General features: G+C 72.9%; 12 protein-coding genes. 8 read left to right on the top strand and 4 right to left on the bottom strand.

Annotation, left to right across the window (positions count from 1 at the left end; all coding sequences use genetic code 11):
- Nucleotides 1-284: 284 nt before the first annotated feature.
- Nucleotides 285-2,615 carry a M4 family metallopeptidase gene (locus tag QWJ13_RS05615; RefSeq protein ID WP_316520909.1) on the top strand — a complete coding sequence of 777 codons (2,331 nt, stop codon included), beginning with the start codon at nucleotides 285-287 and terminating at the stop codon, nucleotides 2,613-2,615.
- A gap of 256 nt (nucleotides 2,616-2,871) precedes the next feature.
- Nucleotides 2,872-4,608 (top strand): carbohydrate-binding module family 20 domain-containing protein, encoded by a 1,737-nt coding sequence (locus QWJ13_RS05610; RefSeq protein ID WP_316520908.1) that lies wholly within the window; start codon nucleotides 2,872-2,874, stop codon nucleotides 4,606-4,608.
- A gap of 109 nt (nucleotides 4,609-4,717) precedes the next feature.
- Here the strand turns inward: QWJ13_RS05610 and QWJ13_RS05605 are convergent, their stop codons facing one another.
- Nucleotides 4,718-5,461 carry an SDR family oxidoreductase gene (locus QWJ13_RS05605; protein ID WP_316520907.1) on the bottom strand — a complete coding sequence of 248 codons (744 nt, stop codon included), beginning with the start codon at nucleotides 5,459-5,461 and terminating at the stop codon, nucleotides 4,718-4,720.
- Between the two features lie 350 nt (nucleotides 5,462-5,811).
- Between QWJ13_RS05605 and QWJ13_RS05600 the strand changes: the two genes are divergently transcribed.
- On the top strand, nucleotides 5,812-6,858 hold the full coding sequence (locus tag QWJ13_RS05600; RefSeq protein WP_316520906.1) for an alpha/beta hydrolase: 1,047 nt from the start codon (nucleotides 5,812-5,814) through the stop codon (nucleotides 6,856-6,858).
- A 266-nt stretch (nucleotides 6,859-7,124) separates the two neighbouring features.
- Nucleotides 7,125-7,931, top strand: a complete 807-nt coding sequence (locus tag QWJ13_RS05595; RefSeq protein WP_316520905.1) for a hemerythrin domain-containing protein — start codon at nucleotides 7,125-7,127, stop codon at nucleotides 7,929-7,931.
- A 114-nt stretch (nucleotides 7,932-8,045) separates the two neighbouring features.
- On the opposite strand, the gene QWJ13_RS05590 is transcribed toward QWJ13_RS05595, so the two are convergent.
- Entirely contained in the window at nucleotides 8,046-8,573 is a 528-nt protein-coding gene (locus QWJ13_RS05590; protein WP_316520904.1) for an FHA domain-containing protein, read from the bottom strand.
- A 115-nt stretch (nucleotides 8,574-8,688) separates the two neighbouring features.
- Nucleotides 8,689-9,237: a DUF1697 domain-containing protein gene (locus QWJ13_RS05585; RefSeq protein ID WP_316520903.1), complete on the bottom strand. Its 549-nt coding sequence runs from the start codon at nucleotides 9,235-9,237 to the stop codon at nucleotides 8,689-8,691.
- An 87-nt stretch (nucleotides 9,238-9,324) separates the two neighbouring features.
- Between QWJ13_RS05585 and QWJ13_RS05580 the strand changes: the two genes are divergently transcribed.
- The gene (locus QWJ13_RS05580) at nucleotides 9,325-9,795 is read left to right on the top strand and encodes a pyridoxamine 5'-phosphate oxidase family protein (protein WP_316520902.1); all 471 of its coding nucleotides are present in this window, start codon (nucleotides 9,325-9,327) and stop codon (nucleotides 9,793-9,795) included.
- Between the two features lie 24 nt (nucleotides 9,796-9,819).
- Here QWJ13_RS05580 and QWJ13_RS05575 read toward each other — a convergent pair whose 3' ends face one another.
- A complete protein-coding gene (locus QWJ13_RS05575; RefSeq protein WP_316520901.1) occupies nucleotides 9,820-10,176 on the bottom strand; it encodes an arsenate reductase family protein in 357 nt (118 codons plus the stop codon).
- Between the two features lie 508 nt (nucleotides 10,177-10,684).
- Here QWJ13_RS05575 and QWJ13_RS05570 point away from each other — a divergent pair.
- From QWJ13_RS05570 to QWJ13_RS05560, 3 genes are all read left to right on the top strand, one after another.
- Entirely contained in the window at nucleotides 10,685-11,785 is a 1,101-nt protein-coding gene (locus tag QWJ13_RS05570) for a PP2C family protein-serine/threonine phosphatase (RefSeq protein WP_316520900.1), read from the top strand.
- 87 nt (nucleotides 11,786-11,872) lie between these two features.
- Entirely contained in the window at nucleotides 11,873-13,249 is a 1,377-nt protein-coding gene (locus tag QWJ13_RS05565; RefSeq protein ID WP_432277433.1) for a diacylglycerol/lipid kinase family protein, read from the top strand.
- Nucleotides 13,242-13,811: a phosphatase PAP2 family protein gene (locus tag QWJ13_RS05560; protein WP_316520899.1), complete on the top strand. Its 570-nt coding sequence runs from the start codon at nucleotides 13,242-13,244 to the stop codon at nucleotides 13,809-13,811. Before QWJ13_RS05565 ends, QWJ13_RS05560 begins: the two co-directional genes overlap by 8 nt.
- Nucleotides 13,812-13,814: the final 3 nt, after the last annotated feature.

Below are 13,814 nucleotides of genomic sequence, written 5' to 3'. Positions count from 1 at the left end.
ATCGTCGTGCATACGGTTTCGGTAATGAATCGGCCAATCCGTGGCATGCATCTGTCATTGACGGCTCGATTGCTGCCACGATTCCCCCGGCTGTAGACGAGGGGGCCCCACCCCCCGGTGCAGCTGCTCCAGATCAGGTGCAGCGCGTCCCGACCTGCAACGAGTTGTGAGCACCGCATTCGCACCCCCGTCGCACCCGGCGGGGGCCCCCACTGCGCCGCGACCCCGCGGCTCAGGTTTCTCTCCACCGGCGCGACCCAGCGCCGGTCGGAAAAGGAGTCCGCATGTCCCGATACGCTCACGCCCGGAAGGCGGCGGTCGTCCTGGCCGCTTCCACCGCGCTGCTGGTCACCGGCATACCGGTGATCGCCCAGGCGGCCACGCCGGACGCGCCGACCGCCGTCGCGGCCCAGCAGGCGAGCCGCGCCCAGCTGATCTCCGTCGCGAACCAGCAGACCACCTCCCTCGCCCAGAGCCTCGGGCTGAGCGGCGAGGAGAAGCTGGTCACCAAGGACGTCATCCAGGACGCGGACGGCACCCGCCACCTGCGGTACGAGCGCACCCTCAACGGACTGCCCGTCCTGGGCGGGGACCTGGTGGTGCACCAGGCGCCCACCGGTGCGACCAAGAGCGTCGACCGGGCCAGCACCGCCTCGCTGAACGGTGTGAGCACCACGCCGAAGCTCGCCGCGCCGGCCGCGCAGTCGGCCGCGCTCGCCGCCCAGTCGGGCACCGCCGTCGACACCGCGCCGCGCCTGGTGGTCTGGGCCGGCGACAACAGCCCCCGGCTGGCCTGGGAGACCGTCGTCTCCTCCACCAAGTCCGACGGCACCCCGAGCAAGATGCACGTGATCACCGACGCCACCAGCGGCCAGGTCATCCAGCAGTGGGACGGCATCGAGACCGGCTCCGGCAAGGGCGTCTTCGTCGGCAACGTCACCATCGGCACCACCCTGTCGGGTTCGTCCTACCAGATGAAGGACACCACCCGCGGTGGGATGTACACCACGAACCTGAACCACGGGTCCTCGGGCACCGGCACGCTGTACAGCAAGTCCACCGACACCTGGGGTGACGGCACCGTCAACAACGGCGAGTCCGCCGCGGTCGACGCCCACTTCGGCGTCGCGGCCACCTGGGACTACTACAAGAACACCTTCGGCCGCAACGGCATCCGCAACGACGGTGTCGGCGCCTACAGCCGTGTCCACTACGGCAACAACTACGTGAACGCGTTCTGGGACGACTCCTGCTTCTGCATGACGTACGGCGACGGCGCCAGCAACCTCGCGCCGCTCACCGAGCTGGACGTCGCGGGCCACGAGATGAGCCACGGCGTCACCTCGGCCACCGCCAACCTGACCTACTCCGGCGAGTCCGGCGGCCTCAACGAGGCCACCTCGGACATCTTCGGCACCATGGTCGAGTTCTCCGCCAACATCCCGACCGACAACCCCGATTACCTGATCGGCGAGTTGATCAACATCAACGGGAACGGCACCCCGCTGCGCTACATGGACAAGCCGTCCAAGGACGGCGCCTCGGCCGACTACTGGTCCTCCACCGTCGGCAACAAGGACGTCCACTACTCGTCCGGCGTCGCCAACCACTTCTTCTACCTGCTGGCCGAGGGCAGCGGCGCCAAGGTCATCAACGGCGTCAGCTACGACTCGCCGACCCAGGGCGGCATCTCGGTCTCCGGCATCGGCCGGGACAAGGCCGCGGCCATCTGGTACCGCGCGCTGACCACCTACATGACCTCCAGCACCAACTACGCCGCGGCGCGCACCGCGACGGAGAAGGCGGCCACCGACCTGTACGGCGCCGGCAGCGCCGAGCTGACCGCGGTCAGCACCGCCTGGGCGGGCGTCAACGTCGGTACCGCGCCCAGCGGCGGCGTCACCGTCACCAACCCGGGCAACCAGTCCACCGCGGTCGGCGGCGCGGTGAACCTCCAGATCAACGCCACCGGCGGCACCGCTCCGCTGACCTACAGCGCGACCGGCCTGCCCACCGGCCTGTCGATCTCCTCCTCCGGCGCGATCACCGGTACCGCCTCCACCGCGGGCACCTACAACGTGACCGTCACGGCGAAGGACTCGGCCGGCAAGACCGGCACCACCAGCTTCACCTGGACCGTCTCCACCGGTGGCGGCGGCTGCACCCCGGCCCAGCTGCTGGGCAACGCGGGCTTCGAGACCGGCACCGCCACCCCGTGGACGGCGTCCAGCGGCGTGGTCGACAGCAGCGCCTCGCAGCCGGCCCACGGCGGTTCGTGGAAGGCGTGGCTGAACGGCTACGGCTCCACCCACTCGGACTCGCTGTCCCAGACGGTGAGCATCCCGGCGGGCTGCAAGGCGACGCTGAGCTTCTGGCTGCACATCGACACCGCGGAGACCAGCACCACCACCGCGTACGACAAGCTGACGGTCGCGGTCAACGGCACCACGCTGAAGACCTACTCCAACCTGGACGCCGCGGCCGGCTACCAGCAGCGGACCTTCGACCTGTCGGCCTACGCCGGTCAGAGCGTCACCGTGACCTTCAGCGGCACCGAGGACGTCTCGCTCCAGACCAGCTTCGTGATCGACGACACCGCCGTCCAGACCGGCTGAGCCGGGGCGGCTCCTTCCTGAGGGGCCGGTGAACCAGGACAGGTGAGGGGCCCGGCGGCTACGGCTGCCGGGCCCTTGTCGTGCCGCTCGACGAGGGGTGATGCGAAAACGTGTCTCCTGGGGCGTGAGAGGGGTCTTGACGGTCCGTTCGGGCACCTCTAGGTTCAGCGCTGCAAGTTTCCGGCAAGTTACAGAAACTTCCTGCATGCCTTCGCCCCCTCCGGCTGCCCCACCCCAGCCACCCTCAGGAGACGATGTGGTCACCCCCGCCCCCACCCGCCGGCCCGTCCGCGCGGCCGGTGCGCTCGCCGCCTCGGCGGCGCTCGCGCTCTCGCTCGGCACCTCCCTGGGCGCCCCCGCGGCCCAGGCCGCCCCGCCCGCCGACAACGGCAAGGACGTCACCGCCACCCTCTTCGAGTGGCGCTTCGACTCCGTCGCCCAGGCCTGCACCTCCACCCTCGGCCCCAAGGGCTACGGCTTCGTCGAGGTCTCCCCGCCGCAGGAGCACATCCAGGGCGCCCAGTGGTGGACCTCCTACCAGCCGGTCAGCTACAAGATCGCCGGCCGGCTCGGCGACCGCACGTCCTTCAAGAACATGGTCACCGCCTGCCACACGGCCGGGGTCAAGGTGATCGCCGACGCGGTGGTCAACCACATGTCGGCGGGCTCCGGCACCGGCACCGGCGGCACCGCGTACACCAAGTACAACTACCCCGGCACGTACCAGAACCAGGACTTCCACTCCTGCCGGCAGCCGATCACCAACTACCAGGACCGCACCAACGTGCAGACCTGCGAGCTGGAGGGCCTCGCCGACCTGGACACCGGCAGCACGTACGTCCAGACCACCATCGCGCACTACCTGGACGACCTGGCCTCGCTCGGCGTCGACGGCTACCGGATCGACGCCGCCAAGCACATCGCCGCCACCGACCTCGCCGCGATCAAGGCCAAGATGGCCAACCCCAAGGCCTACTGGGCGCAGGAGGTCATCTACGGCGCCGGCGAGCCCGTCCAGCCGACCGAGTACACCGGCACCGGCGACGTGGACGAGTTCCGGGTCGGCATGGACCTCAAGCGGATGTTCACCACCGACAAGCTCGCCAACCTCAACGGCTGGGGCGCCTCCTGGGGCTACCTGCCCAGCGGCCAGGCGCGCGCCTTCCTCGACAACTGGGACACCGAGCGCAACGGCTCCACCCTCAACTACACCTACGGCAACACCTACACGCTGGCCAACGTCTTCCTGCTGGCCTCGCCGTACGGCTCGCCCAACGTGTACTCCGGCTACTCCTTCACCAACAAGGACGACGGCCCGCCGAACGGCGGCACCGTCAACGCCTGCTACCAGGACGGGTGGAACTGCACCCACGCCTGGCGGCAGGTCGCCAACATGGTCAGCTTCCGCAACGCGGTCGCGGGCACCGGAGTGACGAACTGGTGGTCCAACGGGGGCAATGCGATCGCCTTCGGCCGCGGCAACAAGGGGTACGTCGCGATCAACCACGAGGGCGGCGCGATCACCCGGACCTTCCAGACCGGGCTGCCGGCCGGCACCTACTGCGACGTCCAGCACGGCGACCCGCAGGCGGGCGGCGGCTGCACCGGCCCGACGTACCAGGTGGGCGCCAACGGGCAGTTCACCGCGACGGTCGGTGCGGGCGACGCGGTCGCGCTGTACGTCCCGTCCGGGACGAGCGTCTCCGGCGCCTCGTTCAACGTCAACGCGACCACCGCGGTCGGACAGAACATCTACGTGTCCGGCGACGCCGCGGCGCTCGGCGGCTGGGACCCGGCCAAGGCGCTGCCGCTCTCCTCGGCCGGCTACCCGGTCTGGTCGCTGGCGCTGTCGCTGCCGGGCGGCACGTCCGTCCAGTACAAGTACATCCGCAAGGACGCGAGCGGCGCGGTGACCTGGGAGTCCGGCGCCAACCGGACGGCCACGGTGACCTCCGGCGGGGTCGTCACGCTGAACGACACCTGGCGGCCGTGAGCGCTTGTGAGCGCCCTTGCGGCCCCAGGCGCCCCTAGGCGCCCGTGAGTTCCCGGAGGGACCCCGGCCGGCGGCGGCCGACCGGGGGCCCTCCGGGTTGCCTCGCCGGCTACCCGCGGCCGATGTACGGCATGGCCGTGGCCATCACGGTGGCGAACTGCACGTTGGCCTCCAGCGGCAGCCCGGCCATGTGCCGTACGGTGCGCGCCACGTCGGCCACGTCCATGGTCGGCTCGGGGGCGATCCGGCCGTCGGCCTGCCGGGCGCCCGCGCCGATCGCCGCCGTCAGATCGGTCGCCGCGTTGCCGATGTCGATCTGCCCGCAGGCGATCCGGTACGGGCGGCCGTCCAGCGACAGCGACTTGGTCAGGCCGGTGACGGCGTGCTTGGTCGCGGTGTAGGCGATCGAGTGCGGGCGCGGGACGTGCGCGGAGATCGAGCCGTTGTTGATGATCCGGCCGCCCCGCGGGTGCTGCGCCTTCATCTGCCGGAACGCGGCCTTCGCGCAGAGGAAGGCGCCGGTCAGATTGAGGTCGACCACGGCCCGCCAGTCCTCGACCGTCAGCTCCTCCAGAGGGACGGCCGGGCCGAAGGCGCCGGCGTTGTTGAACAGCAGGTCCACCCGGCCGTGGCGCTCGGCGGCCGCGGCGAACAGCGCGTCCACCGCGGCCGGGTCGGTGACGTCGGTCGGCACCACGTCGGCCGGGGCGGCGCACAGTCGGGCGGTCTCGTGCAGCGGCCCGGGCCGCCGGCCGGCCAGGACCGTCCGCCAGCCGTCCGCGGCCAGTTCCACCGTCACGGCCCGGCCGACGCCGCTGCCGGCTCCGGTGACGACGGCGATCCGCTGGGTCATGCCACTCTCCTCGTCGGCCCGGTTCCTCGGGCTGGTCAAAGCATCCGAAATCCGGACGGTCCGGCGGACCTTCGCCGCCCGCCCCCGCCGACCGGCCCCCGCCGAACGGGGGGCGCCGTGAAGGCCTTTACCTGATCGCGAACAAACATTGGATTTCCGGTGGCCACCTCGCAACCGGCCCGCCCCGGTCCACGTCATAAGATCGCAGGAACGCGCGCCCCGGGAGGGGCGCCGCGCCATCATTCCCGGGGGACGCACCAGCGCTGTGCCCTCGGGCCTGTCCGGCCCCACCGGGGGGCCGCCGCCCGGTCAGACGGACCGGGCGCGACATCGGTCGGAGAGTCCTCACCGTGCTTAGGCAGTCGTCCCGTTCCCGCGCCGTCCTGTCCGGCGCCGCCGTGCTCGCCCTGGCCGCCTCGCTCGCGGCCTGCGGGAGTTCCGGCGGTGAGAAGGGGGACCACACCGCCGCGAACACCCCGGCCGGGAGCAGCAGCTCCGCGGGCGGCCCGAGCACCGCCGGCACCCCGTCCGCGACCGCGACCCCGACCGCCAACAGCAAGGTGCTGATGCCCACCGGGCCCGCCGCCAACCTGTCCAAGGCCCGGGACACCGCCGCCGGGCCGATCATGATGACCACCGTCACCGGGGCGAAGTCCGGGGTCTCCGGCAAGGTCTGGGTCTGGCTGCCGCCCGAGTACAACGACCCCAAGTTCGCCAAGACCGGCTTCCCGGTGCTCACCCTCTTCGCGGGCGGCCAGAGCAACGGCTACAACACCTGGACCGACAACCAGCTGCCGATCCAGGAGGAGAACGAGAAGCTGGTCAAGGAGGGCAAGTCCCACCCGTTCATCATGGTGATGCCGGTGCAGAACTTCAACAGCGACGAGAAGAACGCGCTGGACTGCTCCGACATCCCGGGCCAGCCCAAGATGGGCACCTGGATGGCCGAGGACATCCCGGACTTCGTCCGCGCCAACTTCCGCACCGTGAAGGGCCGGGACGGCTGGGGCGTGATGGGCGCCTCCACCGGCGGCTTCTGCAGCGCCAAGCTCGCGCTCCAGTACCCGCAGGTCTACAAGGCCGCGGTGCCGATCGACGGCTACTTCATACCGGACTCGCTGCTGTGGAAGGGCCACGACGCCGAGCGGGCCGCCAACAACCCCGACGTGCTGGTCGCCCAGGGCAAGGCCGACGTGGCCATGCTGGTCACCGCGGGCGGCGCCAACCCGTACGAGACCAAGGTGGTCAAGACCTGGGTGGACAAGGCGGTGCCGCCGGTGAAGCTGGAGTACCACGAGCAGCCCGGCGGCAAGCACCTCACCTCGGACTTCAAGAAGATGATCCCGGACACCCTGGTGTGGCTCACCGCCCACCTGGCGGGGCCGGCCGCCGACTGAGGCCCCCGCACCCGTAGCAGCACCCGCACCGCCGGTGCCGGGGACGCCTTCCGCGCCCCCGGCACCGGCGGTTCTCTCTTCTCCGGCCCGCCCCGGCCCGCTCTCCGGCGGCCCCCGGACGGGCCCGACGGCCGTCCGCCCGCAGGCCCGTGACCTGCGCGTCAATCGGACATTGATTCGTTTCTGATCGACTGCGAGCACCTTGGCTGGGGCGGTCCCGACCGGCCGCCGCCGCCCGCCGTGCCCCACGCCGCGAAGAGAGTGCCATGCCCATCCACCTGGTGTCCCCGCTCACCCCCACCGTGCCCGCCCAGGGCCAGCCCGGAGCCGACTCCCGGAACGCGGACGCGTACGGACGGGCCCTGGCCGAGGAGCCCGCCACCCTGCGGTTCGCCGGCCTGCGCCTGGTGCACGCCGCGATGCGCCGGGACCTCGCCCGGCTGCCCAACGCGCTGCGACTGCTCCAGCCCGGCGAGGACCACAAGGGCGAGGCGCTGCTGCGGCACTGGAACTTCATGACCGCGATGCTCACCTGCCACCACGAGCAGCAGGACAGCCGGCTCTGGCCGATCGTGCGCCGCTTCGCGCCCGAGCTGCGGCTGCTGCTCAACTGGCTGGAGGACGACCACCACAACCTGGACCACTCCTTCACCCGGGTCACCACCCTGGTGCGGATCGCCAGCCGGGACGCCGGCAGCGCCTGGCCCGTCGCGTACGCGATGGAGGACCTGGCGGCCCGGCTGGAGACCCACCTGCGGATCGAGGAGCGGCAGCTGCTGCCCCGGATGGAGCGGGTGATCGCGGACAACTCCCGCCTCGGCGGGCTGGGTGAGCTGCTGGACCTGCTGCGGCTGGCCGACGGCCCGGGACTGCCGGACGCGCTGGCCTGGCTGCTGGAGGGGGTGGAGCCCGCCCGGGTCGACCGGCTGCTGGCCGAGTGCGACGACGACGTGGCCCGCAACTGGCCGCACTGGCACGCGACCTACCAGCGCTGCACCTCGTCGCTGTGGGGCCCGGTGGACGGCCCCGCCGAGGGCGTCGGCTTCGGCGGCCTGGGACCGATCGCCGACTGAACAGGGTTGCGTCCGCCGCCCGTCGACGCACCCGCGCGGGCAGTCGATCGCGCGCCCCGCTACCGTCCGCCCCGGCAGTTCCCGCACCGACCCGCCCCGGCGGCGGGAGCCCGGTCAGAACGCGGCGAGCCGGAACTCCAGGTTCCCGAACCGCACCTGGTCGCCCGGCCGGACCCGCACCCCGCCCGCTATCCGGCGCCCGTTCACATGGGTGCCGTTGGTCGAACCGAGGTCGTACAGCACCCAGCCCCCGCCCTCGTGCCGCAGCTCGGCGTGGTTGCGGGAGACCGAGGCGTCGTGCAGCCGCAGCCCCGAGCCGGGGAGCCGGCCGATCGTCAACCGGGTGGCGCCGGCCTGCGGCAGGCTCAGTCCGGGGAGCCGCTCGGTGCGCCAGGCCCGGTTCAGCCGGTCGCCGAAGGAGGAGGCCCGGCCGACCGTGCGCAGCACGAAGCGCTCGACCGGCCCGCCGGTCGGCAGCCCGGCCACCGCCGCGTCCAACTCACCCCGGCTGGTGGCCTGGAGGACGATGTCCATCCGGCCGAGGAAGGTGTCGTGCGAGAGCCGCCCGCTGCCCGCGCCGTCCCGCAGCACCCCGAGCGCCTCGTCCCGCTCGGCGTCGGAGGGCAGCTCAGGGTGCGTCATGGCCGCATTGTCGGCGCGGCCGACTCGGGCTGTCCAGATGGTTCGTACGTCACGGCAGTGCAGACGCCCCGTCAGGCCGGGCGGTTCCGCGCGCTCCGGGGTGCCCCGCGGCCCGTCAGGCCTTGCGGGCGGCCGCCAGGATCTTCTCCGTGGTGTGCAGGAACCGGGAGGTGACCGCCCCCCGGTAGACCTTGCCGAACATCTCCTTGGTGACCCACTTGCCGTCCCGGAGGTGGACCACCACGTACGCCGCTCCCGGATCGGCGGCGAGCACCTCGACGTCCCCCTTCGGCGAGCGGTGGGGAAGGGCGAGTTCGGCCGGCAGCGGCTCGGAGAGGAAGGCGACGACCAGCCGGACGTCCGGTGTCACCTCGACGCCCCGGAACGGCTCGGCGGCGAGCAGCTCGGCCACCTCGTCCACCGTCCGCAGCAGCACCGGCACCGGATACCCGAGCGCCTGCTCCAGGTGCGCCTCGATCCGCCCGGTCAGCGCCGCGCGGTCAGGCTCGCCGGTGGTGAAGAAGACGTTGCCGCTCTGGATGTACGAGCGGACGTTCCCCAGCCCGAGCTCGGTGAACAGCGCCCGCAGCCGCTCCATTCGCACCGTCCGGCCGCCGACGTTGATGGCCCGCAGGAAGGCGATGTACGTGGTCGTGGTGGTCACCCGGACAGTGTGGCACCGGCCACCGACAACGGCCCGGCCGGTCTTCTCCGCGGGGCGGTTGTCAGTGCCCGGTGCCAGACTGACGCCATGGCTACCTGGCAGGATTTCGAGCAGGAGGCCCCCGACCTGGCGCCCCTGGTCCGGGCCCGGTTCGAGGCGAACAAGCACCATGTCCTGGCGACGCTGCGCAAGGACGGGTCGCCCCGGGTGAGCGGGACGGAGGTCGACTTCGTCGGCGCCGACCTGTGGATCGGGTCGATGTACGGCGCGGTCAAGGCGCGCGACCTCCAGCGCGACGCCCGCTACGCGCTGCACGCCCACCCGGCGGACGAGACGATGGCCGGCGGGGACTCCAAGGTGTCCGGCCGGGCGGTGGAGATCACCGACGAGACCGAACTCGCCGCCTTCGCCGCCGATCTGCCCGAGCCGCCGCCCATCCCGTTCCACGCCTTCCGGCTGGAGCTGGATCAGGTGGTGCACACCGCCCTGGAGGGCGACCACCTGCTCGTGCACAACTGGCACCCGGGCCGGCCGGTGGAGAAGATCCAACTCCACTGACCGGCCCGGGTGGAAGCAACGGCCCTACGGCAGAACGGACTTGATGGCCTCGGGGGTGCGGGCCACGACGGCGTGCCCGTCGTCCGCGGTGATGATCGGGCGCTGGATCAGGATCGGGTGCTCGGCCATCGCCGCGATCCAGCGCTCCCGGTCACCCTCCTCCCGGGGCCAGTCCTTCATGCCCAGGTCCTTCGCCGCCTGCTCGTCGACGCGGGTGATGTCCCACGGCTCCAGGCCCAGGCGCTCCAGCACCTGTGCCAACTCGGCCGGGGTCGGCGGCTCCTCCAGGTAGCGCCGCACGGTGTACTCGACCCCGGCGCCGTCCAGCTCGCCGAGCGCGGTGCGGCACTTGCCGCACCGAGGGTTGATCCAGATCTCCATGCCGGCCACCCTACCGAGCCGCCCGCGCCCGCCCCGGGAACCGTCTCGCCGGGTGAGTCGACCTCACGGGAACTCCACTGCGCCCAGCGGTGGTTCACTCGCCGGAGGACGCGATCTCGGGAGGCGGGCACCGGATGGACGGCGCGGCCGTCATCGAGCAGCTGATGACCAAGGAGGGCCTCGCTCGTCCTGCTCGGCCGCTCGATCCTCCAGCGCAACGCCCCCGACCAGCCCCGGGTCCGCTCGCTGATCGCCCTGGGCCCGCTGTTCCGTCACCCCGAGGCGGCCGCCGGGCTGCGCGGCTACGACACCCCGCCGGTGACCGTCCGCTGAGCCATTCGTCCGAATGAGTGGAATGATCCACTATCAGTGGAATTAGCCCCTCCGGCCCCAGTGGCCGGGACGTTAGGCCGTTCGTGGCCGGGTCGTCCGTAGGGGAGCATGGTGGGACCAAACCGGCCAATCCGGGCCGACCACCCGGAGCGGCCGCCTGCCAGGAGGTCCCACCGTGCCCACAGCGTCCCGCCCGCCGCGCCTCGCGGCGGTGGAGCCGGCGGCGTCGCGGTGGGCTTCCTGGCTGCCGGTGATCCTGCTGGTGCTGGACCTGGTCGCCGAGGCCGTCGTCCCGGACGCCATCTCCTCCGGATTCCTGCTGACCGCGCTGCCCGTGCTGACCGCGTTCAGCTACGGCCCGGCGCTGACCGCCACCGCCACCGCCGGCTCCCTCACGCTCCAGCTGATCCTGGCCACCCGCACCGGCCACGTCGAAGAGCAGCACCACATCTGGGTCTACATCGCCACCCTGATCTCCGGCCTCATGGGCACCGCGCTGTCCTGGCAGCGCACCCGGCAGAACCTCGACCTGCTCCACGCCCGGACCATCGCCGAGACCCTCCAGCGCACCGTGCTGCGCCCGGTGCCCGAACGGCCCGGCGGCCTGCGGGTGGCCGGCCTCTACCGCCCCGCCCAGGCCGACGTCCTGGTCGGCGGCGACCTCTACGAGGTGTGCGACACCCGCTTCGGCGTACGGATACTGCTCGGCGACGTCCGCGGCAAGGGCCTGGGCGCGGTGCGCACCGTCGCCGACGTCCTCGGCGCGTTCCGCGCGACCGCGTACGACACCCCCGGCCTGGTCGACCTCGCCGACCAGCTGGACCGCGCGGTGCTGCGCGACGCCGCCGACCGGGGCGACGACGAACTCTTCGTCACCGCCGTCCTGCTCCAGTACCGCCAGGGCTCGGACTGCGTGGAGATCGTCAACCGCGGCCACACCACCCCGCTGCTCCTCGGCGGCGGCAGCATAGCCCCGATCTCCTGCGCCGACGAGCTCCCGCTCGGCCTCGGCCACCTCGGCCCCACCGACGACCGCAGCAAGGCGATCACCGTCGCCCTCCCCCCGGGCCACACCGTGCTCCTCTACACCGACGGCGTCAGCGAGGCCCGCGACACCACCGGCGCCTTCTACCCCCTGGCCCCCCGCCTCGCCACCCTCGGCAGCACCACCCCCGACCGCGTCGTCTCCTTCCTCGCCCAGGACGTCCACAACTACGCCGGCCTCCTCGCCGACGACCTCGCCCTCCTCGCCCTCACCCGGGACCTCTCGCGATGAACCGCCGCCGGTAGCCACCCGGACGGGCCCCGCCGGGATGCCCCCGGGGCGCGGGGGCGCGCAGGCTGCTGTCAACGACCTCGAAGCGTGCTGCGGGAGGACGAGATCGACGGAACACCGACGGCGGGTACCGGCCGGGGGACCGGCGCGCCGCTCCTCGCGCGCTGCGCCCTGGTGGCGGCGGCCGGCGCCCTGGCGATGCTGCTCGTCGCGCTGGGGGAGGGCGGGCTGCTGGTGGTCGCGGCGGGGCTGCTCGGACTGGTCGTGTGGGCCGCGGGCGTCTGGTGGTTCCTTGCCTACCGGGGCGCCGTCCGGGTGTTCGGGCTGCTCGTCGCGATCGCGGCGCCGGTCGCGGTGCTGGTGCTCTTCGCCCACCACCGGCTGTGGCTGACGGCCCTGGTCCTCGTCGGGTGCTGGGGCGCCGCACTGGCCTTCGCCCACGCGGCCGTGCGCCGGGCCGCTCCGGAGCCGCCGATGCGGGCGCACCCCGCGCCCCGGCCGCTGCGACCCGTCCTGATCATGAACCCGAAGTCCGGTGGCGGGAAGGTCGCCCGCTTCGGGCTGATCGCGCGGGCCGAGGCGCTCGGCGCCCGGGTGGTCGTGCTCGACCGGGTCACCCGCTCCGACCTCACCGAGCTGGCCCGCACCGCCGTGGCCGAGGGCGCGGACCTGCTCGGCGTGGCGGGCGGCGACGGCACCCTGGCGCTGGTCGCGGCCGTCGCCGCCGAGCAGGACCTGCCGTTCCTGGTGGTCCCCGCCGGCACCCGCAATCACTTCGCCATGGACCTCGGCCTCGATCGCGCCGACCCGACCCGCTCCCTGGACGCGCTGACCGGCGGCGAGGAACTGCTGGTCGACCTCGGCGAGGTCTCCGGTCGGGCCTTCGTCAACACCGTCTCCTTCGGGGTGTACGCCGACATCGTGCAGAGCCCCGGATACCGCGACGACAAGGCCGGCACGGTGCTGAAGCTGCTGCCCGACCTGCTGGTCGGCCCGGACGCGCCGCGCATCGCCGCCCGGGTCGACGCCACCGTGCTCACCGACCGGCAGGCGGTGCTCGTCAGCAACAACCCGTACGGCTCGACCGAACTGCTCGGCCTCGGCGACCGCCGCCCCCGGCTCGACACCGGCGAACTCGGCGTGCTGGCCATCCGGGTGGAGGACGCGGCCGAGGCCGCGGACGTGGTCCTGCGCGGCACCAGGTCCACCGGGCTGCGGAAGCTGACCGCCCAGCGGGTGGAGGTGACCGTCGCCGAGGGCGGGACGGGCGAGCTGCCGGTGGCGATCGACGGGGACGCCCAGCAGACGCCGGTACCGGTCGTGTGCACCCTGCACCCGCGCGCCCTGCGGGTCCTCGTCCCGTACGACCGCCCGGGCGTCGCCGCGCCCGTGCCGCGCCTGAGCCGGCGCCGACTGGTCGCCCTCGCGTTCGGCCGCACCACCGAGGGCCGGCACGGTGGCTGACCCGACATCCGGCGTCCTCACCGACCTGCGGGCGCTCGACGGAGCCGTCTACGCGGCCGTCGCCGGCACCCCCACCCCGGCCCTGGACTCCGCGCTGCGCCGCCTCTCCCGGGCCGCCGACCACTCGAAGATCTCGCTGGCCACCGCCGCGCTCCTCGCCCTGCGGCCCGGCCGCCCCCGACAGGCGGCGGTGGCCGGGACCGGCGCGGTGGCGCTGGCCTCGGTGGCGGCCAACCTGATCGGCAAACAGCTGGTCCGCCGCCCCCGCCCCGACCGCGAGCAGGCCCGGGTCGCCGTCGGCCGCCAGGTCCCGATGCCCGAGTCCGCCTCCTTCCCCTCCGGACACACGGCCGCCGCGACCGCCTTCGCCACCACCGTCGGCGTCCTCCTCCCACCGCTGGCCGTCCCTCTCGGCGCCCTGGCCGCCGCGGTCGGCTACTCCCGGATCCACACCGGCGTGCACTACCCCGGTGACGTCGCGGCCGGCGCCCTCCTCGGCTTCGCCGCCGCGGTGGCCTCCCTCGCCGCCGTCCGGGCCGCCCCGCCGGGCCGCCCCGGATGACAG

The organism is Kitasatospora brasiliensis (assembly GCF_032654805.1).
GTDB lineage: Bacteria > Actinomycetota > Actinomycetes > Streptomycetales > Streptomycetaceae > Kitasatospora > Kitasatospora brasiliensis.
Note: the sequence above shows the minus strand (reverse complement) of the source record. Positions and strands in the feature narration are given on the sequence as shown.